This is a genomic window from Streptomyces abyssalis (genome assembly GCF_001751365.1).
Taxonomy (GTDB): domain Bacteria; phylum Actinomycetota; class Actinomycetes; order Streptomycetales; family Streptomycetaceae; genus Streptomyces; species Streptomyces abyssalis.
The window spans coordinates 62,149-80,161 of sequence record NZ_LJGT01000039.1 but is presented as its reverse complement, the minus strand read 5'-3'; the positions used below and the strand labels follow the sequence as shown (position 1 = coordinate 80,161).

Genomic DNA, 18,013 nt, shown 5'->3' with positions numbered 1-18,013 from the left:
TGTTGCGGAGCCTTGCCNCGCGCGGGTCGTCCCACCCGGGACCGCCCTTCTCGGCGCGCTCGGCGGTACGGGCCTCGGCGTCGGCGAAGAGCGGGTTGTGCGTGCCGGGCATCCCGTCCGAACTGCCGTTCACCGAACGGGAGACGGTCTCCACGCCCGCCGAGATGAACACGTCGCCCTCGCCGGCCTTGATGGCGTGCATCGCCATGCGGGTCGTCTGCAGCGACGAGGAGCAGTAACGGGTGATCGTGCAGCCCGGCAGGTGGTCCATGCCCATCTGCACGGCCACGACGCGGCCGAGGTTGTGGCCCTGCTCGCCGCCCGGCAGACCGCAGCCGAGCATCAGGTCGTCGATCTGCGACGGGTCCAGCTCCGGCACCTTGTCAAGGGCGGCCTTCACGATCTGGGCGGTCAGGTCGTCCGGCCGTACGTCTTTCAGCGACCCCTTGAAGGCGCGTCCGATGGGCGAGCGGGCGGCAGAGACGATCACTGCTTCGGGCATCACGGCTCCAAGAGGGGTCGGGAGGGCGTTTCCTTGCGGAAGCGGGTTTCCTTGCGGAAGCGGGTTTCTCCTTGCGGAAGCTACCTCCCCGTAGCGCCGGGGTCACGGGGCGCAGGGTGTGATGCGGGACTCTCTTTTCTAAGCGCTTGCTTTTGCCGCTGACGCGGCGGGTTTGCCGATGTGTGCGCCTCGGGGTGCTTTGTGGGTTCCGGGTGCGTGCCGCTCCGGGGTACATGTCCGGACCCATGATTTACCTCCCTGAACCGCTCCGGCTGTTGCGGAGCCTTGCCTGTGCCGGTCGGCAAATCACGGGCAAGCGTCCGGACACGCACCCCTGCGCGTCCCGCCCCCTCCCGTTTCGTCGGCGGCTTCCGGTTGGTGGCCACCGGCCGGTTGCCTCGTCCTCCCGTCGGACCTGCTGCCGCTCTCGGACCACTCCAGGATTCAACGGGCCCCTGAACACCGATGGTTGGAGCCGCAGCCACGTACACGTGCCGAAAGGTCCGCACGGCAGCAACCCGCAACCTGTCCGGGAACCACCAGGGGAAAGCCGCTCGGACGACCGGAGGGGGTGGGACGCGGAGGCGGTGGCTCCGGGAAACTCAAGCATGATTTGCGGACCGCCATATGGGAGCCAGAACAGGTCCCCGTACCGGTACAGGGAGGTAAATCATGCCTTCCCGGAGCCGCCGCCGCAGCGGCACGCACCCGGAACCAAAAACGCACCGCACGCGAACACGCTCCGGCACGCCGCAGGCCGCGCATGCCGGGCGAACCGGGACAAGCGGCGGACCCTGCCCGGGAGGGCTAGCGCGCCTCGGAGCGCGCTGCCTCGATCTCCTCCGCGGGGGGCAGCCGGCGCCGCCGGCGGTGCTTGAGGAGGGCCCACGGCCCGCGGACGCCCGCGACCTCCGTGCCGCCCTCGGCGACCGCCTCCGCCGCCGCCCGCGCCACCGGCAGGATGCTCTCGCGCCGTGCCGCGTCGGGCCGCTCGTCCTCCGTCGGCCACATCCCCAGCGACGCGCACAGCGTCGGCAGGATCGCCATCGCGGCCGTCGCGTAACCCTCCGCCGAGGGGTGGTAGTTGTCCGGCCCGAACAGTTCGCGGGGGTGTGCCGCGAACTCCGGGCCGAGCAGGTCGCCGAGCGAGACCGTACGTGCGCCCTCCTCGACGACGGCGATGGTCTGCGCCGCGGCGAGCTGGCGGCTCAGGCGCCGGGCGACCCACCGCAGCGGCTGCCCGACGGGCTCGATGGAACCCAGGTCGGGGCAGGTGCCGACGACCACTTCGCATCCCGCGGTGCGCAGCCGTGCCACCGCGTCCGAGAGGAGCCGGACGGCACGGGAGGGCGGCATGCGGTGGGTGACGTCGTTGGCGCCGATCATGATGACGCAGACGTCCGGAGCGAGGTCGAGGTCCCGCTCGCTCAGCAGCAGCGTGACCTGGCGCTCCAGGTCATCGGACTGGGCGCCGGGCAGAGCCACGTTGCGCAGTTCCACCGGGCGTTCGGCCACGGCCGCCAGCGCGCAGGCGAGCAGCGCACCAGGGGTCTGGCGGGGAAGGTGCACGCCCTGGCCTGCGGCGGTGGAGTCGCCCAGGAAGCCGAGCCGGACGGGACGCCCCGGGTGCTGTCCGGCGAAGTCGGCGCCGTAGACCCCGTCGGCCTTGGGAGGTTCGTCGTCCGAGCCGCCGATCCTGCGCTTGGCGAGCTGGGCTTCGGTGAAGAGCAGTCCGACCGCGGCGCCGCCGAGCAGGCTGAGGCCACCGCCGCCGTACGCGGCCGCGGTCGCGATCCGCCGTGCCACTCTTGCGCTAGCAGCCTTCGACATCGGCATGTTTCTGGTCCGCCTCCCGCAGATGGTTCGTGAGTGCTGGCTGTGCTGGGTCTTCCGGTGTGCGTGGCCCGGGACGTGTGTCACCGTGGCCGTGGCGCGGATCCTCCCTCGGTCACCGCCGGGTGTCGCCCCGGTGGATGGTGCCTGAGTGCATGAAGAGGCATCGTGGTTGGGTAGTCGGTGTGAGCGCTCGGTGCGCGTCGTGTGACGTGCGGGCTGAGCGCCCTTAACACTGTGTTGCCCCGTGGGGACCGCTCTGCAACCTTCGCAACGGCCCTCCGGTGTGCGCGTGTTGCGCAATATCGTGACGGTAAGGGCACGCAACGACGCTGCCCACGGACGCGCGGAGACCACGTTGCAGTATCACGAGTCCATGATCGACCTTGTCGGCAACACCCCGCTGATCAAGCTGAACAGTGTCACGGAGGGTATCCGTGCCACGGTTCTGGCAAAGGTCGAATACTTCAATCCCGGCGGTTCGGTCAAGGACAGGATCGCGCTGCGGATGATCGAGGCGGCGGAGGCGTCAGGCGAACTCCGCCCGGGCGGCACCATCGTCGAGCCCACCTCCGGAAACACCGGTGTCGGGCTTGCCATCGTCGCCCAGCAGAAGGGTTACCGCTGCCTGTTCGTCTGCCCTGACAAGGTGTCCACGGACAAGATCAATGTGCTGCGGGCATACGGCGCCGAGGTCGTCGTCTGCCCGACGGCCGTCGACCCGGAGCACCCCGACTCGTACTACAACGTCTCGGACCGGCTCGTGCGGGAGACCCCGGACGCGTGGAAGCCCGACCAGTACAGCAATCCCAACAACCCGCGCTCGCACTACGAGACCACCGGCCCCGAGCTCTGGGAGCAGACGGAAGGCCGGATCACCCACTTCGTGGCGGGCATCGGCACCGGCGGCACCATTTCCGGAACGGGCCGCTATCTCAAGGAGATCAGCGGGGGAGCGGTACGGATCGTCGGCGCCGACCCCGAGGGTTCGGTCTACAGCGGCGGCTCCGGGCGCCCCTACCTCGTGGAGGGCGTGGGCGAGGACTTCTGGCCCGACGCCTACGACCGGAATGTGGCGGACGAGATCGTTCCCGTCTCCGACAAGGACTCCTTCCAGATGACGCGCCGTCTGGCCAAGGAGGAGGGCCTGCTGGTGGGCGGTTCGTGCGGCATGGCCGTGGTGGGCGCCCTGGAGGTCGCGCGGAAGCTCGGGCCGGAGGACGTGGTGGTCGTGCTGCTGCCGGACGGCGGCCGGGGCTACCTCAGCAAGATCTTCAACGACGAGTGGATGAACGACTACGGCTTCCTGGAGGAGGGCGAAGCCACCGACGTACGCGTCGGGGACGTGCTGCGCCACAAGGAGGGCCCGATCCCCTCGCTCGTGCACATGCACCCCGAGGAGACGGTCGGGGAGGCGATCGAGGTGCTGCGCGAGTACGGCGTCTCGCAGATGCCGGTGGTCAAGCCGGGCGCGGGGCATCCGGATGTGATGGCCGCGGAGGTCGTCGGTTCCGTCGTCGAACGGGAGCTGCTGGACGCGCTGTTCACGCAGCGCGCGTCGCTGGGTGACCTCCTGGAGAAGCACATGAGCGACCCGCTGCCGCACGTGGGCTCGGGCGAGTCGGTCGCCGACCTGATGCCGGTGCTCGAACGCGCCGACGCCGCGGTGGTGTTGGCGGAGGGCAAGCCCGTCGGGGTGCTCAGCAGGCAGGACCTGCTGGCGTACCTGGCGAGCGGCATCAGGAAGTGATGTTTGCGGCCGCGTGACGCGGGGGCGGCCGGCCGGCCGTGAAGCGGCGGGAGAGTGTCACCGCGCCGAAACGTGTGGTTGACAGACGTACCGCACAGTGGTGTGTGTCGGCGTCGAGGAACTCCGGAGCGGCTCCCGGATCCGTGGACGCCGGGACGCGACCGGTCCTGACCGGCGTGTGCCCCCGCGGGGGGTCGCCGTTCGTCCCGCCCCGGTGTACGCACCGGGGTGCGGCGGCTCCCCGCCGCCGGGGCCCGGGGTTCGTCCCCGTCGTCCCGTCACCCCGTGGTCGCCGGGCCCGGTCCCGGGCCCCGGCTCGTGCCGCGCACCCCCCTTACCGTGTGCACGGCTTCCTGGCCCGGGCCGGGCCCGGGTCACCGGTCCGGCGCGGCCTCGCAACGGCACCCCGCCGGGGCACCCCCCGCCGGAGCCCCGGCCCCGCCCCGGCGCCCTAGTCCCAGTCGCCGTCCTTCTGGCGCGCTTCCCGCTCCCGCCCGAACTGGAACAGATTCCGCTTCGCATGTACGGCGTTGACCGCCACGATCCCGCCCCAGCACACCAGTAGCCCGGCCAGCCCCGTGTTCACGGCGGCGATCGCCGACAGCGGCACGGCGAGCACCAGCGAGGCGAGCGCCAGGAGCCGGGCCCCCATGCCCTCCGGATACGACGGCGAGGCGCCACCGGCCTGCGGCCGGGCGCTGCCGCGGGCCACGACCATCTGCTGCTCCGCCATCTGGCGGCGCATCTGCTTGTCCACGACGGTCTCCAGCCGCTTGTCGAACTTCTCCAGGAAGGAGGCGATGAGCTCCTCCTCGTACTCCTGGCCGAGTTCCCTGCGGGTCTGCAGCGTCGCGTTGAGTTCTCGCGTCAGCTCGGGGTCGCGGGCGTCCATGTGCGGAACGCTACGCGCGGGGGCCGCTCCCGGCAGTGGTGCTAGCCCCCGTATCCGCCGGTGGCCGGGCCCCACCGCCACCCGTGCCGCCCGAGGCGCCGGCGTCCCCGTCGGGGGTCCCGTCGCCGAGGATCGTACGGTCCGGGATGTGAGCGGTGTCGTGCCGTGCGAGCAGCCAGTACGCCACCGCTGGAACGGCCAGCCCGACGATCCAGGAGATGTCGGCTCCGCCCAGCGGTGCCACGAGCGGGCCGGTGTAGAAGTGCGTCGCCAGGAAGGGGAATTGGACCAGCAGCCCCGCCACGTACACCGTCAGGGCCCGCCACCGCCAGGAGCCGTAGCGGCCCGCCGGGTCGCTGAACGCGGGCAGGTCGTAACGCTCCTTCGCGATCAGGTAGTAGTCGACGAGGTTGATCGCGGACCAGGGCGTGAAGGCGGCCAGCAGGAAGAGCAGGAAGTCCTTGAACGAGGTGAGGAAGCTGTCCTTGCCGAGCAGCGCGAGCGCCGTGCCGGCCACCATGATCGCGCCGATGTAGGCGGCACGGGCGCGCTGCGAGAGCACGGCCTGTCCGCGGAAGCCGCTGACGCTGGTGACCATCGACATGAAACCGCCGTAGGTGTTCAGCACGTTGATCGTCAGCTTGCCGAGCGCGATGACGAAGTAGAGCGCGGAGGCGATGATTCCGGCGCCGCCCAGCCCGACTATGTACTCGACCTCGTGACCGGTGAAGCTTCCGCCCGCGGCCGCCGCGGCGAGCGCGCCGAACGTCATCGACCACTGCGAGCCGAGCCCCGTGCCGGCGAGAGTCCACCAGAACGTCGCACGGGCGGAAGTCGAACGGGGCAGATAGCGCGAGTAGTCGGCGACGTACGGGCCGTAGGCCAGCTGCCAGGACGCGGCGAGCGCGACGGCGAGGAGGAAGACCGGCAGTTCGAAGGCACGGTCGGCCAGCAGCGTGCCCAGGTCGGCGCGTTGCAGGAGGCGGAAGCCGAGGTAGACGAAGGCGAGGGCGCAGATCACCGAGGCGAAACGCCCCAGGACGTGGATGAGCCGGTAGCCGACGGCGGCCCCGATGCCGGTGACGACGGCGAAGACGACGATGCCGGGGGTCTCGCCGAACCCGGCGAGCTCGCCCACCGCCTGCCCGGCGAGCACGCTGCCGCTCGCGAAGAATCCGATGTACATCACGATGACCAGCGCCAGCGGCACGATCGCGCCCCGTACGCCGAACTGCGCCCGGGAAGAGATCATTTGGGGCAGGCCGAGCCGCGGCCCCTGCGCGGAGTGGAGCGCCATCACGGCTCCGCCCAGCACGTTGCCGATCGCCAGCCCGGTCACGGCCCAGAAGGCGTTGGCGCCGAAGACGACGGCCAGCGCGCCGGTGATGACGGCGGTGATCTGGAGGTTGGCGCCCAGCCACAGCGTGAACTGGCTGAAGGCGCTGCCGTGCCGCTCGCCGTCCGGTACGACGTCGATGGAGCGGCGCTCCACGAGGGATTCTGCGCGGGCTGCGGTCATCGTGCTCGTCCTTCCGGTCTCTTGCGTACTGCGTCAGTTCTCGGTGAGGCCGTGCTCGGCGGCCCATTCCGCGGCCACGTCGTCGGGGTCCTCGCGGTCCACGTCGACCATCCTGTTGAGCTTGCTCAGCTCACTGGTCGTCAGCGCGGTGCCGAGCCGTGCCAGGGCCTTGCGCACTGGGGCGTCGGCGACAGCGCTGCGCACGACCGGCACGACGTGCTGGGCGGGCACCATGTGCAGCGGGTCGCTCAGCACGACCCAGTCGTTCTCGCGGATGTCGGCGTCGGTGCTGAAGAGGTTGGCGATGTCGACGTCGCCCTTCTTGAGGGCTCCCTTGACCAGGGGTCCCGAGGCGTCGAGCGCCTTGAACTCCTTGAAGGTCACGTCGTACCGCTCACGGAAGCCGACGAGACCCACCACCCTGGTCTTGTCCTCGGCCGGACCGCCGAAGACCAGCTCGCCGTCGGTCTTCCGCAGGTCGGCGTAGCTCTTGAGGCCGTGCTTCTCGGCGGTCTCCCGTGTGACGGCGAAGACGTCCTTGTCCTCGGCCGCCGCGTACGGCAGCGCCTCCAGGGACGCGGGGAGCTCGGCCGCGAGAGCGTTCTGCAGCTCGCCGGCCTCGGTCTCCTTCGCCTTCTTGTCGAAGTGCAGCAGCAGATTGCCCTGGTACTCGGGGAGCAGGTCGATGTCTCCGCCCTCCAGGGCGGGAACGACGACCTCGCGGGAGCCGAGGCTGGGTTTGACGGTGGCCTTCACGCCGGAGCCGCGCAGGGCTTCGGCATAGAGGTGGCCGAGTATCTGGTTCTCCGTGAAGTTGGCGGTGCCGATGACGAGCCCGGCACCGCTGTCCGCGGCGCCCGAGCCGCCCGAGCCGCCGCCCTTCAGCGAGGTGATGCCGCCGGAACAGGCCGTGACGGCGGGGACTGCGGCCGCGGCGAGCAGTCCGGACAGGACGGTCCGGCGGCGCGGGGCGGGAATGCTGGACATGGCTTCTCCGTAAGGTCGGGCGAGGGGAGTCAGCGTGCGTCGGCGGGCCGGTTGCGGAAGAGCGAGCGCTGCAGGCCGGCCATCGCCAGGTCGAGCAGCACGGCGACGACGGCGACGAGGACCGCCCCGCCGAGCACCTGGACGAGGTCACGCTGGGCGAGCCCGTCGAAGATGTAACGGCCGAGGCCGCCGAAGCTGACGTACGCGGCGATGGTCGCCGTGGAGACGACCTGGATCATGGCCAGCCGCAGCCCGGTCATCACCAGCGGCAGCGCGAGGGGGAGTTCGACCTTGAACAGCACCTGCGGGCCGGTCATGCCCACACCCCGTGCGGCGTCGGTGACGTCCGGGTCGACGGCCGTCATGCCCGCGTAGGTGTTGGTGACGATGACGGGCACGGCGAGGGCGATCAGCGCCACGTAGACGGGCCACATGCTCAGCCCGCCCGCCAGGAAGACCAGGGTGACCAGGCCGACTGTGGGCAGGGCACGCCCGAAGCCGGCGAGGTTGATGGCGAGGAACGCGAAGCGCCGGGTGTGCCCGATGAACAGGCCGAGCGGGAGGGCGAGCACCGCACCGGCGAGGGTGGCCAGAAGCGAGTACTCGAGGTGTTCGAGAAGCCGTACGGCGATGCCTCCGGAGCCTTGCCACTGGGCCGGACCGGTCAGCCACCGAGCGAGGTCGGCGAGGAGCTGGAGCATGGATCAGACCCCCTTGCCTTGCGTGGTGGCGGTCGTCGAAGGCGCGGTCGTCGCGCCGGCCGTACTCGTACGGGTCCTTCTCGTACGGGAGGTCTTCGTACGGGCGGTCCTCGTACGGCTCCGGGCCCAGGGCGTGCACAGGTACTGGACGCCGACGAGGAGGCCGTCCGCCAGCAGCGCGAGAAGCAGGGTCAGCAGCACGCCGGCGATCACGGGGGTGGTGTAGCTGCGCTGGAAGCCGTCCGTGAAGAGCTGCCCGAGCCCGCCGTAGCCGATGTAACTGGCCACGCTCACCAGGGAGATGGACATGACGGTGGCCACCCGCACCCCGGCCATGATCACCGGAAGGGCCAGCGGCAGTTCCACGGTGAGCAGCGTGCGCAGCGGCCGGGAGCCCATCGCGACGGACGCCTCGCGGGCGTGGGCGGGGACGCTGTCCAGCCCCTCGACCGAGTTACGGATCAGGACGACCAGGGTGTAGATGGTCAGGCCGGTGACCGCGGTGCTGCGGGTGAGTCCGGTGACGGGGAGCAGGAGGATGAAGAAGGCCAGGGAGGGGATCGTGAACAGGACGTTGGACGCGCCGAGGATCAGCCCGCGCAGTCTGCGCACCCGGTGGGCGACGACCGCCAGGGGCAGCGCGATCACCAGTCCGAAGAACACCGCGGGCACCGCTATGGAGAGGTGGTCGAGGGTGAGTGCCGTCATGTCGCCGATGTGTTCGGGGAACCAGCCCCAGTCGACGGCCGTCACGAGGTCGCCTCAGCGGTACGGACGGCGCCGGTGCCAGTGACCTCCTGGCCGGACCTGCCGCCGCCGGCGCCCGGTTCGCCGCCCGGCTCCGCCGGCTCCGCTGTCGCCGCCGCCGTGTGATGCACGGCCGCGCGCTCGTGCAGCGCCGCTTGCCCCGTGACGCCGGACAGCACCCCGTCGCCGTCCACACGGGCGACCGCCCGCGCGGGGGAGCTGACGGATTCGTCGAGCGCGGCGAGCAGTGAGTCCTCGTCGCGCAGTGGCCGCAGGGGCAGCAGCCCGGCGTCACCGGCGGTGCCGCCGGCGGGCAGGGCCCCGGCGTCGAGCCAGCCGACCGGCGCTCCGTCAGGGGTCACCGCCACACGCCAGTTCCCCTGGGTGCCCTCGTACGACCCGCCGTTTCCGCCCACGCGGATCTCCGCGACCGGTTCGTCCGTGCGGACGGGGGTGACGGGCTCGTGCGGCACCTCCGCCTCGCCGAGGGTGGTCAGGGAGAGCAGCTTGAGCCCGCGCTCGGCACCCAGGAACCCGGCGACGAAGTCGTCGGCGGGCCGGGTCAGCAGCCGGGCGGGCGGTGCGCACTGCACGAGCCTGCCGCCCGTACGGAAGACGGCTATGCGGTCGCCGAGCCGCACGGCCTCGTCGATGTCATGGGTGACGAAGACGACGGTCTTGCGCAAGTCGCGTTGCAGCCGCAGCAGTTCGTCCTGCAGCTGGGTCCGTACGACCGGGTCGACCGCGCCGAACGGCTCGTCCATCAGCAGCACCGGCGGGTCGGCGGCGAGCGCCCGTGCCACACCGACGCGCTGCTGTTGGCCGCCGGAGAGCTGATGCGGGTACCGGTCGCCCGACTCGGCCTCCAGGCCTACCCGTTCCAGCAGTTCGGCGGCGCGGCTGCGGGCCTTGCGGCGGCCCCAGCCGAGCAGCAGCGGAACGGTGGCGATGTTGTCGAGGACGGTCCGGTGCGGGAAGAGGCCGGACTGCTGGATCACGTAGCCGATGCTCCTGCGCAGTTCGGCGGCGTCCGAATCGCGCACGTCGCGCCCGGCCACCCTGACCGTGCCGGCGCTCGGATCGACCATCCGGTTGATCATGCGCAGGGTGGTGGTCTTGCCACAGCCGGACGACCCGACCAGGACGGTGAGGCCGCCTTCCGGGAGTTCGAGTGTGAGGTCGTCGACGGCGGTGGTGCCGTTGGGATAGTGCTTGCTGACTGCCTCGAAGCTGATCATCCGGAGTCCCTTGCCCGACTGCATATAGTCATGCACAGTCGTTGTGGCTTGAATAGTTGTCAAGGGCCGGGTGTGAAATGCGCGTGACCAACGCCCGCCATGCGGAATCAGAACCAGCGGTGACCGGGCCGGAAGCCATGGTGAGAGGAGGTGGACGCGAATGTCGTCTCATATCTTGGACACCACGCGAAGAGTGGTCCCGGACGGCCGGACGCTGAATACCACCGCTGTCGTCCAGCTCGCCCACGGCTCCGCCGAACTCGGCGAGCCCGGCCCCGAGGCGCTCGCCCGCGTCGAGAAGTCCTGGCAGGCGGCCCGCGAACTCGCCCTCGCCGGACGGGTCTACGGCCGCAACACCGGCGTCGGCGCCAACCGCGGCGACGCCGTGCGCGCCGCCGTACGCGCGGACGGCGACGTCGACGTGGACGCCACCGCCGAGGGCCACGGGCTGCGGCTGCTGCGCAGCCACGCCGGTGCCGCCGGCAGTCCCATCCCCGCACGTGAGGTGCGGGCCATGCTCGCCGTCCGCGCGAACCAGCTGCTCGCCGGAGGGGCCGGGCTCAATCCGCGTATCGTGCTCGCGCTCCTGGAGGCGGTACGAGGCGGCGCTCACCCTGTCGTACGGGAGCACGGCGCCGTCGGTACGGGAGACCTCGCCGCCCTCGCCCAGACGGGGCTCGCCCTCCTCGGCGAGCAGCCCTGGACCGGCGGTCCGCCGCCGCGGACAGTCCCTCTGGACGGCAACGACGCGCTCGCCTTCATCAGCAGCAACGCGCTGACCCTCGGCCAGTCGGCGCTCGCCCTCGATGAGTTGGACAGGCTGCAGAACGCCTCGCTCGTCGTGGCCGCCCTCTCCCTGCTCGCGGTCGGCGGCTCCTACGAGGCGTACGCGGAACCCGTGCACAGGGAGCGCCCGCACCCCGGTTCCGTCGCCGCCGCCGCCCGGATGCGCGCGCTGCTCGGTGCGCCCGACCGGCCGGGCCCGCCCAGCGGACGCATCCAGGACCCCTACGGATTCCGCTGCGTGCCGCAGATACACGGGCCGGCGCTCGACTCGGCCGGCACGCTGGCCGGTGTGCTCGGCGTCGATCTGAACGCCGCCGCCGAGAACCCTCTGATCAGCGCCGACGCCCAGGGCGTGTACGGCGCCCTGCACCACGGCAGCTTCTACGCCGCGCACGCAGCCGCCGCGCTCGACGGCCTCCGGCTCGCCGTGCTGCAGACCGCCCGCCTGTCCACGGCCCGGCTCGTCTCACTCGTCGAACCCGGCATCACGGGGCTGCGTCCCTTCCTCAGCGAGGACACGCCGGCCAGTTCCGGCGTGATGATCCTCGAGTACGCGGCCGGCGCCGCGCTCGCCGAGCTGACCTCCCTTGCTCAGCCGGCCTCACTCGGCCACGCCGTGCTCTCCCGCGGGGTGGAGGAAGTGGCCAGCTTCGCCTCACTGGCGGCCCGGCACGCCTTGCGGATGCCCGAACACCACCGTCAGGTGCTGGCCTGCGAACTCGTCGCGGCCATACGTGCGTTGCGTCAGCGCCGTACCGTCCCCGATCCCGCGCTCCCGGTCGGCCGGGCCTACGAACTGGCGGCGGCGGAGCTGGATCCCGAGATGGCCGACCGCCCGCTGTCCGATGATGTAGACGTGGCCGTCGGTCTGCTCGACCGGCTCTCGGCGCTGTGAACGCGGCCCGGTTCCGCGGTCCGGTTCCGCGGCCACACGGCGCGGCCGCACTCCCGCGGCCCTACCGCCGACCGACCGAACGCAGGAGGACGGGATGAGCAGCGCGAGCGCGCGGCTGCTGAAGCTCTTCGAGGGGCACAGGCTCACGCCGACCCAGCGGCGGATCGCGCACTGCATGGTGCGGCAGGCCGGCGACGCGCCCTTCCTCTCCAGCGTCGAGCTGGCCGAGCTGGCGGGGGTGAGCCAGCCCTCCGTCACACGCTTCGCCGTCGCCCTCGGGTTCGACGGCTACCCGGCGCTGCGCCGGCACCTGCGCGAGTCGGCGCCGGACGCGGCGACGGCCGCGGGCACGGGGGACGCCGAGCCCGATCCGTACAACGCCTACCAGCAGGCCGTGCACGCCGAGATCGACAACCTGCGGCACCTTGCCGCGCTGCTGGCCGACCCCGCTCCCGTGGAGCGTGCGGGCCGCATGCTCGCCGCGAGTCCGACGCTGCCGGTGCTGGGGCTGCGCGCGGCCTCGGCGCAGGCGCGCGGCTTCGCCTACTTCGCCTCCAAGGTCCACCCCGACGTGCGGTTGCTGGACGAGGGCGGCAGCATGCTGGCCGACCGCGTCGACGGGTGCGTACGGGCCGGCGCGGACGTGCTTCTGTGCTTCGCGCTGCCGCGTCACCCGAAGGAAGTCGCCGAGGCGCTGGACCATGCGCGCGGCGTGGGGCTGGGGATCGTCACCGTCGCCGACAGCGCCTTCGCGCCCGTCGCGCACCCCGAGGACCTGCTGCTCCCGGCGGCCGTCGGCACGGGGCTCGTCTTCGACACCGCCTGTGCGCCGATGCTGCTGGGACGGGTGCTGCTGGAGGCGATGTGCGACGGGCTGCCGGAGGCGCAGTCGAGGCTGGAGGAGTTCGACGCGGGGGCGGCCGAGCGCGGCCTCTTCTTGGAGTGACACAGCCTGGAGTGAGGCGGGCCGTGCCCGGCGGGCCGGCTGAACGAGCGGGTCGCGGCGGTCGTGGCGCCGCCGGACGCCGTGGTGGTTTCCCGCCGTCGCGGCGGTCGCTGCGCTGCGGCGTGCGGCCTCCGCAGCTGCTCGCTCGAGGGCCTGCGTACGGCCTGCCGCCCGCAGGGCCATGCCCTCCGGGCCCGAGGCAAGGGGACGCCCGCACCGTCGTACGACCGCCGGGGTGCCGCTAGGCGGGGGCGGTGGGGTCCTCCGCGCCGCCCCGCCCGTCCCGGTCCCGCCCGTCCCGGTCCCGCGCGCCGCCGCGCCACCCCCCGTACGGATCGCGGCCGAGGAACGCCACGAGCCGGTCGCTCGGATCGGCCTCCGCGGCGACGGTGAGCGGCTGCCCGAAGAGCGGATGCCGCGCCGCGGGCCTGGGCACCAGCTGCCGTGCCGTACGCATCAGCGCGGTGGCGAGCGCCGCCGGTACGGGCCGCGGCAGACCGGTGGCCTGCGCGATGTCCCACCCGTGCACGGCGATCTCCAGCGCCCCCGTACGGGCGAGGGCCGCGGCCGTCAGCGGCAGGTCGCCGACGCCCACGAGCCGGCCGGCGGGTCCGTCCGAGGCCGCCCATGCGCCCATGAGGCGTGACGCCCGCGTACGGAAGGCCGTGGCGGGGTCGTCGGAGCCGCCGTACGTACCGCCCTCGGGAGCCCGGCCGGGGTCACCGCCCCGCTCACCCACGCGGACACCGCCGCGCACACCGTCCCGGCCCGGGACCGCCGGTCCCAGCGCGACGTACCCGTCCTCGACCCCTTCGCAGAGCGCCGCGAGCGAGTCGTTGGTGTGCCACAGCAGCGCCCGCAGATCCCAGCGGCCGCACGGCGTGGGGCGTTCCAGCGCTCCCGGTGTCACCGGCCGTACGGCGCAGAGCGCGTACCCGAGCGCCCGCTCCAGCAACGCGGCGCCCGCGTTCGGCGTGCCGTCATCCATCGCCCTCCCGCCTGCCTCTCCCGGCCGCCGCCGTCCCGAATCCTCTTCGGCCCTGCCCGCAGGGCCCCGTTTCTCTCACCCGTACCGACCGGCGGGAGGACGCGAACTCATCGGCGCCGCGCGGCGATTCCCAGGAACGCCCTGTTCACGGCCCACAGGACGATGCCGAGTGCGACGAGCAGCCCCGCCCGTACGTACACGTCCGCAGCGCGGTCCGCGAGCGGGCTGGCCAGCAGGGCCGTGGCGAGCGTGCCGACGACGGGCAGGACGGTCGGGGTGCGGAAGTGGCGGTGCTGCACGCGGTCCTTGCGCAGTACCAGGACGGCCACGTTGACGACCGCGAAGACGCACAGCAGCAGGAACGACGTCGTGTCGCCGAGCCCTTCGATCTCGCCGGTCGAGACGAGCGCGACGGCCAGCAGCGAGACGAAGACGATGCCCGCGACCGGGGTGCGCCGGGCGGGCAGCACACGGCCCATGGCGGCGGGCAGGATGCCTTCGTTGGCCATGCCGTAGCAGAGCCGCGAGGCCATCATGATGTTGATCAGCGCGGAGTTGCTGACGGCGAACAGGGCGATGACGGCGAAGAGTTCGGGAGGGAAGCTCACCCCGCCGGCCTCGACCACCTCCAGCAGCGGCCCGCTGGACTTCTCCAGCACCCGGAAGTCCACCAGCAGTGAGGAGACCAGCGCCACCAGCACGTAGATGGTGCCGGTGACGGCCACGCCGATGAACAGCGCCCGGGGGAAGTTGCGGGCGGGATCGACCGTCTCCTCAGCCATGTTGACCGAGTCCTCGAAGCCGACGAACGCGAAGAAGCCGAGCGCGGTCGCGCCCATGACGCCCGTCAGCACCGCGTATCCGGTGTCGCCCGACGTCTGGATGTCCCCGAGACGGCCGGGGTCGCCCTCGCCCGCGAACACCGCGTACACGCCGATCGCGATGATGATCAGCAGGCCGCTCAGCTCGACGAGGGTGAGCACGACGTTCGTCTTCACCGACTCCGAGACGCCGCGCAGGTTGAGGGCGGCCAGCGCGAGGACGAAGAGGATCGCGACGAGCGTGGGCGGTACGTCGACGAGGGCGCTCAGATAGTCGCCGGCGAAGGCGAGGGCGGCGGCGCTCGCCGACGACAGCCCCGAGCACATCACCATGAACGCCACGATGAAGGTCAGGAAGGGGACCTTGAACGCCCGCTGGGTGTAGAGCGCGGCGCCGGCGGCCCGCGGATATTTGCCGACGAGTTCCGCGTACGAGGCGGCCGTCAGCAGCGCCACCACGAACCCGATGGCGAACGGCAGCCACAGCGCGCCCCCGACCTTGCCCGCGACCTTCCCCGTGGTGGCGTAGATGCCGGTGCCGAGGATGTCGCCGACGATGAAGAGGATCAGCAGCTTCGGGCCGATGGCGCGGACCAGAGGAGTGTCCTCCGAGGACGCGCCGGGAGTGGGGCTCTTGGCGTCAGGGGCTTCGTGAGAATCGGGCATGCGCTGTAGTTTCCCACCGCCGTGGGCATCCAGGCTCCGATCATCTCCGTACGTTCATGCGGTCGTTTTCCTTTCAGCGACCGCCCTCGGCTGCCGCCGCGGCAGCGCAGGCGCGCGGTCCGGAAACCCTGCGAGTGCGGAACGGACTTCCGGACAACGGAACACCTGGTTGAGGAATGGACCACTCCGGAGCAGGGTGAGTTCTCCACCGGGAGAAGGGACACCCCATGACGTCAGAGCCGACGACGCCCAGGCCCGCTGCCACGACCGCTACCACGAGCGGCGCGCGGACGCTGCCGCCCTTCCGCGCCGACCACGTCGGCAGCCTGCTGCGGCCCGCCGCCCTCAAGCGCGCACGCGAGGACCACGGGGCGGGGCGGATCGACGCCTCCGAGCTGCGCGCCGCCGAGGACGAGGCGATCCGCGAGGTGGTGCGGCTGCAGCGGGAGGCCGGGCTGCGGGGTGCGACGGACGGCGAGTTCCGGCGGCAGTCCTGGCACATGGACTTCATCTACTCGCTCGGCGGGATCAACAAGGTCCAGGACGGCAACCTGCGGGTGAAGTTCCACAACGCGGACGGCGACATCGAGTGGGCGCCGCCCTCCGCGCACGTCGACGAGCGGGTGCGGCTGGAACGGACGATCTTCGCCGACCACTTCGCCTTCCTCCGTGACGCCGTCGCGGAGGGTACGACCCCGAAGCTGACCATCCCCTCGCCCAGCATGGTCCACTACCGGGGCGGCCGCGCCTCGATCGACGAGGCCGTCTACCCGGACATGGAGTCCTTCTGGACGGACCTCACCGAGGCGTACGCGGCACAGGTGCGCGGCGTCTACGACCTCGGCTGCCGCTACCTGCAGCTCGACGACACCAGCCTCGCCTACCTCAACGACCCCGAACAGCGCCGCCACGTCGCCGAGATCGGCGGCGACCCCGAGCACCAGCACGAGACGTACATCGCCAACATCAACCGCGCGATCGCGGACCGTCCGGGCGACCTGCGTGTCACCACGCACATGTGCCGGGGCAACTTCGCCTCGTCGTGGGTGGCTTCGGGCGGTTACGACTTCGTCGCCGAGGCGCTCTTCGGCGGACTGGACGTCGACGGCTTCTTCCTGGAGTTCGACGACGAACGCTCGGGCGGCTTCGAACCGCTGCGCTTCGTACCGAAGGGCAAGCAGGTCGTGCTCGGGCTCGTGACGAGCAAGCGGCCCGAACTGGAGAGCAAGGACGAGCTCAAGCGCCGCATCGAGGAGGCGTCCCGCTATGTCGACATCGACCAGCTCTGCCTGTCGCCGCAGTGCGGCTTCTCCTCCACCCTGGAGGGCAACAACCTCACGATCGACGACCAGTTGGCGAAGCTGAGGCTGATCGTCGAGACGGCGGAAGAGGTGTGGGGCTGAGTCCGGCCGCAACGGAACGCCGCCGGCGGCCCCGGTCCCCGTTCAGCAGTCGACGCGGGTGCCCGTACGCGGGGCCGCCGTGCGCGGGCCCGCCGGCTTCCCCCGCGTCACGATCCTGACGGTGCCGCCGGTGAGCACCCTGGCCTGCACGGAGCCGCAGGCGCAGCGCGTCCAGAAGAGAACGCCGTCACCCGTCGGGTGCTCGGACAGATTCCGGACGGGCTCGTCGTCGGGCCATCCGCAGTACGGGCAGTCGGACACTTCCTGCCTCCCGGTTCGTCGTGGTGCGCCGGTGACGCCTTCGCACCAGCCAGCGTGCCGGGAACAGATCGTTCAGGTCCAGGTTCGATTTCTTCACTGAACCGTGTACAACGGTTACATGATTGATCTGCGGCGTCTCACGGTTCTCAGGGCGATCGCGGAGTACGGCACGGTCACGGCGGCTGCCGGGGCCGTGCACCTGACCCCGTCGGCCGTCTCCCAGCAGGTGCGCCAGCTCGGCAAGGAGCTCGGCGTGGTGCTGCTTCAGCCGCAGGGGCGGCGGGTGCGGCTGACGGAGGCCGCCCACGCCCTTCTCAGGAACGCCGACGCCATCGAGGAGCTGTGGCAGCGCACGGAGGCCGACCTGCGCGCCACCGCCGAGGGCGAGCCGAGCGGAGTGCTGCGCACCGCCGCATTCCCGAGCGCCGCGTCCGCGCTGCTGGCGCCCCTCGCGGTGCAGCTCCACCACAGCTGGCCGGAGCTGACCGTAAGGGTGCGGGAGGCCGAACCGCTCGACTGCTTCGACCTGTTGTTCTCCGGCGACACGGACCTCGCGGTGGTGGAGGCCATGCCGGAGAACCCTCCGCTCAACGACCGGCGCTTCGACCAGCGCCCGCTGCTGGACGACCCGTTCGACCTGCTCACCACCGCCGGCCACCCGCTGGCCGGGGAGCACGGCCCCGCGCTCGAGGAACTCGCCGCCGAACCCTGGATCCTCGGCATGCCCTTCAGCGGCTGCTCCGCACGCCATCTCGTGCTGGCCGCCTGCCGCAGCGCCGGGTTCACGCCGGACGTGGCGCACGAGGCGCGCGAGTGGAGCCTCGTCGCCGCGCTCGTCTCCCACGGGCTGGGCGTCGCCCTCGTGCCGCGCCTGGCTCAACTGCCTCCGCACCTGGACCTCGTGCGTACGCCGCTGACAGGACGGCACGTGCCCTCCAGGCGCTTCCTGAGCGTCGTGCGGTGCGGCAGCGACGGGCATCCCGCCATCGCCGCCGCCCTCGCCCTGCTCGGCGAACTCGCCGCGAAGCAGGGCCTGTCCGTTGCCGGCGCGGGGGCCGGACCCGCGGTGTGAGGGTGC

The 18,013-nt window shown here is 71.7% G+C and carries 15 protein-coding genes and 1 pseudogene; 5 read left to right on the top strand and 11 right to left on the bottom strand.

Annotated features, from left to right (window positions below; translation table 11 throughout):
- Positions 1-19: 19 nt before the first annotated feature.
- Positions 20-502, bottom strand: a pseudogene (locus AN215_RS14735) (thiolase family protein); the annotation flags it as partial.
- An 807-nt stretch (positions 503-1,309) separates the two neighbouring features.
- A complete protein-coding gene (locus tag AN215_RS14730) occupies positions 1,310-2,338 on the bottom strand; it encodes an SGNH/GDSL hydrolase family protein (RefSeq protein WP_070013470.1) in 1,029 nt (342 codons plus the stop codon).
- 355 nt (positions 2,339-2,693) lie between these two features.
- Between AN215_RS14730 and AN215_RS14725 the strand changes: the two genes are divergently transcribed.
- Positions 2,694-4,085 carry a cystathionine beta-synthase gene (locus AN215_RS14725; RefSeq protein ID WP_070013471.1) on the top strand — a complete coding sequence of 464 codons (1,392 nt, stop codon included), beginning with the start codon at positions 2,694-2,696 and terminating at the stop codon, positions 4,083-4,085.
- A 451-nt stretch (positions 4,086-4,536) separates the two neighbouring features.
- Here the strand turns inward: AN215_RS14725 and AN215_RS14720 are convergent, their stop codons facing one another.
- The 6 genes from AN215_RS14720 to AN215_RS14695 are packed head-to-tail and all read right to left on the bottom strand — an operon-like array spanning position 4,537 to position 10,193.
- On the bottom strand, positions 4,537-4,977 hold the full coding sequence (locus AN215_RS14720; RefSeq protein ID WP_070013472.1) for a hypothetical protein: 441 nt from the start codon (positions 4,975-4,977) through the stop codon (positions 4,537-4,539).
- 10 nt (positions 4,978-4,987) lie between these two features.
- A complete protein-coding gene (locus tag AN215_RS14715; protein WP_171904201.1) occupies positions 4,988-6,496 on the bottom strand; it encodes a purine-cytosine permease family protein in 1,509 nt (502 codons plus the stop codon).
- 33 nt (positions 6,497-6,529) lie between these two features.
- Positions 6,530-7,483, bottom strand: a complete 954-nt coding sequence (locus AN215_RS14710) for an ABC transporter substrate-binding protein (protein ID WP_070013473.1) — start codon at positions 7,481-7,483, stop codon at positions 6,530-6,532.
- Positions 7,484-7,512: 29 nt separating this feature from the next.
- A complete protein-coding gene (locus AN215_RS14705) occupies positions 7,513-8,184 on the bottom strand; it encodes an ABC transporter permease (protein WP_070013474.1) in 672 nt (223 codons plus the stop codon).
- A gap of 3 nt (positions 8,185-8,187) precedes the next feature.
- A complete protein-coding gene (locus AN215_RS14700) occupies positions 8,188-8,892 on the bottom strand; it encodes an ABC transporter permease (protein WP_079123067.1) in 705 nt (234 codons plus the stop codon).
- A 41-nt stretch (positions 8,893-8,933) separates the two neighbouring features.
- A complete protein-coding gene (locus AN215_RS14695) occupies positions 8,934-10,193 on the bottom strand; it encodes an ABC transporter ATP-binding protein (protein ID WP_079123056.1) in 1,260 nt (419 codons plus the stop codon).
- A 136-nt stretch (positions 10,194-10,329) separates the two neighbouring features.
- Between AN215_RS14695 and AN215_RS14690 the strand changes: the two genes are divergently transcribed.
- Both AN215_RS14690 and AN215_RS14685 read left to right on the top strand, forming a co-directional pair.
- Entirely contained in the window at positions 10,330-11,850 is a 1,521-nt protein-coding gene (locus AN215_RS14690; RefSeq protein WP_070013475.1) for an aromatic amino acid lyase, read from the top strand.
- 94 nt (positions 11,851-11,944) lie between these two features.
- Positions 11,945-12,796 (top strand): MurR/RpiR family transcriptional regulator, encoded by an 852-nt coding sequence (locus tag AN215_RS14685; protein ID WP_070013476.1) that lies wholly within the window; start codon positions 11,945-11,947, stop codon positions 12,794-12,796.
- A 241-nt stretch (positions 12,797-13,037) separates the two neighbouring features.
- Here AN215_RS14685 and AN215_RS14680 read toward each other — a convergent pair whose 3' ends face one another.
- Together AN215_RS14680 and AN215_RS14675 are read right to left on the bottom strand one after the other, a co-directional pair.
- Positions 13,038-13,784, bottom strand: a complete 747-nt coding sequence (locus AN215_RS14680) for a maleylpyruvate isomerase family mycothiol-dependent enzyme (protein WP_070013477.1) — start codon at positions 13,782-13,784, stop codon at positions 13,038-13,040.
- Positions 13,785-13,891: 107 nt separating this feature from the next.
- Positions 13,892-15,271, bottom strand: coding sequence for an APC family permease (locus AN215_RS14675; protein ID WP_070013479.1), 1,380 nt, complete (start codon positions 15,269-15,271; stop codon positions 13,892-13,894).
- A gap of 227 nt (positions 15,272-15,498) precedes the next feature.
- Here AN215_RS14675 and AN215_RS14670 point away from each other — a divergent pair, with 227 nt between their 5' ends.
- On the top strand, positions 15,499-16,674 hold the full coding sequence (locus tag AN215_RS14670; RefSeq protein WP_079123055.1) for a 5-methyltetrahydropteroyltriglutamate--homocysteine S-methyltransferase: 1,176 nt from the start codon (positions 15,499-15,501) through the stop codon (positions 16,672-16,674).
- Positions 16,675-16,716: 42 nt separating this feature from the next.
- On the opposite strand, the gene AN215_RS14665 is transcribed toward AN215_RS14670, so the two are convergent.
- Positions 16,717-16,935 (bottom strand): hypothetical protein, encoded by a 219-nt coding sequence (locus AN215_RS14665; protein ID WP_070013480.1) that lies wholly within the window; start codon positions 16,933-16,935, stop codon positions 16,717-16,719.
- Positions 16,936-17,053: 118 nt separating this feature from the next.
- Here AN215_RS14665 and AN215_RS14660 point away from each other — a divergent pair, with 118 nt between their 5' ends.
- Positions 17,054-18,007, top strand: coding sequence for a LysR family transcriptional regulator (locus AN215_RS14660; RefSeq protein WP_070013936.1), 954 nt, complete (start codon positions 17,054-17,056; stop codon positions 18,005-18,007).
- Positions 18,008-18,013 lie beyond the last annotated feature (6 nt).

What these genes read in the sequence shown, in the direction of transcription:
- AN215_RS14675 (WP_070013479.1), bottom strand. Translation starts at nt 15,271, where the DNA reads ATGCCCGATTCTCACGAAGCCCCTGACGCCAAGAGCCCCACTCCCGGC.
- AN215_RS14730 (WP_070013470.1), bottom strand. Translation starts at nt 2,338, where the DNA reads ATGCCGATGTCGAAGGCTGCTAGCGCAAGAGTGGCACGGCGGATCGCG.
- AN215_RS14685 (WP_070013476.1), top strand. Translation starts at nt 11,945, where the DNA reads ATGAGCAGCGCGAGCGCGCGGCTGCTGAAGCTCTTCGAGGGGCACAGG.
- AN215_RS14695 (WP_079123056.1), bottom strand. Translation starts at nt 10,193, where the DNA reads ATGCAGTCGGGCAAGGGACTCCGGATGATCAGCTTCGAGGCAGTCAGC.
- AN215_RS14720 (WP_070013472.1), bottom strand. Translation starts at nt 4,977, where the DNA reads ATGGACGCCCGCGACCCCGAGCTGACGCGAGAACTCAACGCGACGCTG.
- AN215_RS14660 (WP_070013936.1), top strand. Translation starts at nt 17,054, where the DNA reads ATGATTGATCTGCGGCGTCTCACGGTTCTCAGGGCGATCGCGGAGTAC.
- AN215_RS14715 (WP_171904201.1), bottom strand. Translation starts at nt 6,496, where the DNA reads ATGACCGCAGCCCGCGCAGAATCCCTCGTGGAGCGCCGCTCCATCGAC.
- AN215_RS14680 (WP_070013477.1), bottom strand. Translation starts at nt 13,784, where the DNA reads ATGGATGACGGCACGCCGAACGCGGGCGCCGCGTTGCTGGAGCGGGCG.
- AN215_RS14700 (WP_079123067.1), bottom strand. Translation starts at nt 8,892, where the DNA reads ATGACGGCACTCACCCTCGACCACCTCTCCATAGCGGTGCCCGCGGTG.
- AN215_RS14710 (WP_070013473.1), bottom strand. Translation starts at nt 7,483, where the DNA reads ATGTCCAGCATTCCCGCCCCGCGCCGCCGGACCGTCCTGTCCGGACTG.
- AN215_RS14690 (WP_070013475.1), top strand. Translation starts at nt 10,330, where the DNA reads ATGTCGTCTCATATCTTGGACACCACGCGAAGAGTGGTCCCGGACGGC.
- AN215_RS14670 (WP_079123055.1), top strand. Translation starts at nt 15,499, where the DNA reads ATGACGTCAGAGCCGACGACGCCCAGGCCCGCTGCCACGACCGCTACC.
- AN215_RS14705 (WP_070013474.1), bottom strand. Translation starts at nt 8,184, where the DNA reads ATGCTCCAGCTCCTCGCCGACCTCGCTCGGTGGCTGACCGGTCCGGCC.